The organism is Pseudoalteromonas sp. XMcav1-K, assembly GCF_044005875.1.
In the GTDB taxonomy this organism is placed as follows: domain Bacteria; phylum Pseudomonadota; class Gammaproteobacteria; order Enterobacterales; family Alteromonadaceae; genus Pseudoalteromonas; species Pseudoalteromonas spongiae.
On sequence record NZ_JBIPJE010000048.1, the window covers coordinates 1 to 1,712 of the forward strand.

At 49.2% G+C, this 1,712-nt stretch carries 1 rRNA gene; it reads left to right on the forward strand.

Features of this window, described 5'->3' with window-relative positions:
• Window positions 1-23: 23 nt before the first annotated feature.
• Window positions 24-1,712, forward strand: a 23S ribosomal RNA gene (locus ACHSBP_RS16495); the annotation flags it as partial.

Sequence of the window (1,712 nt, forward strand, 5' to 3'; positions counted from 1 at the left end):
ATACAAACCATTTTGGGTTGTATGGTTAAGTGACTAAGCGTATACGGTGGATGCCTTGGCAGTTGGAGGCGATGAAGGACGTATTAACTTGCGATAAGCCTAGTCAAGCTAGTAAAAAGCGCTTGAGACTAGGATTTCCGAATGGGGAAACCCACCACTTAGTGGTATCACTTACTGAATACATAGGTAAGTGAGGCGAACCGGGAGAACTGAAACATCTAAGTACCCCGAGGAAAAGAAATCAACCGAGATTCCGAAAGTAGCGGCGAGCGAAATCGGATTAGCCCTTAAGCTGTAATGTAGTTAGTGGAACATTCTGGAAAGTTTGACGATACAGGGTGATAGTCCCGTACACGAAAACTTATTTACAGTGAAATCGAGTAGGTCGGAGCACGTGAAACTTTGACTGAATATGGGGGGACCATCCTCCAAGGCTAAATACTCCCAACTGACCGATAGTGAACCAGTACCGTGAGGGAAAGGCGAAAAGAACCCCTGTGAGGGGAGTGAAATAGAACCTGAAACCGTATACGTACAAGCAGTAGGAGCAGATTCGTTCTGTGACTGCGTACCTTTTGTATAATGGGTCAGCGACTTATATTCAGTAGCGAGGTTAACCATTTAGGGGAGCCGTAGTGAAAGCGAGCGTTAACTGCGCGTTTAGTTGCTGGGTATAGACCCGAAACCCGGTGATCTAGCCATGGGCAGGTTGAAGGTCAGGTAACACTGACTGGAGGACCGAACCGACTATCGTTGAAAAGCTAGCGGATGACCTGTGGCTAGGAGTGAAAGGCTAATCAAACCGGGAGATAGCTGGTTCTCCCCGAAATCTATTTAGGTAGAGCCTCGGACGAATACTATTGGGGGTAGAGCACTGTTAAGGCTAGGGGGTCATCCCGACTTACCAACCCTTTGCAAACTCCGAATACCAATAAGTAATATCCGGGAGACACACGGCGGGTGCTAACGTCCGTCGTGGAGAGGGAAACAACCCAGACCGCCAGCTAAGGTCCCAAAGTGTATGTTAAGTGGGAAACGATGTGGAAAGGCCCAGACAGCCAGGAGGTTGGCTTAGAAGCAGCCATCCTTTAAAGAAAGCGTAATAGCTCACTGGTCGAGTCGGTCTGCGCGGAAGATGTAACGGGGCTAAACATACCACCGAAGCTGCGGCTGCGAATTTATTCGCGGGGTAGGGGAGCGTTCTGTAAGCTGTTGAAGGTGTACCGGGAGGTATGCTGGAGGTATCAGAAGTGCGAATGCTGACATGAGTAACGATAAAGCGGGTGAAAAACCCGCTCGCCGGAAGACCAAGGGTTCCTATCCCATGCTAATCAGGGTAGGGTGAGTCGACCCCTAAGGCGAGGCCGAAAGGCGTAGTCGATGGGAAACGGGTTAATATTCCCGTACTTGGAATAATTGCGATGGGGGGACGGAGCAGGCTAAACAAGCATGGCGTTGGTTGTCCATGTGAAAGTATGTAGGCTGGAAACTTAGGCAAATCCGGGTTTCTAAGGCTGAGATACGAGACGACACACTAAGGTGTGGAAGTTGTTGATGCCATACTTCCAGGAAAAGCCTCTAAGCTTCAGATTATTTCGAATCGTACCCCAAACCGACACAGGTGGTCAGGTAGAGAATACTAAGGCGCTTGAGAGAACTCGGGTGAAGGAACTAGGCAAAATTGTACCGTAACTTCGGGAGAAGGTACGCTC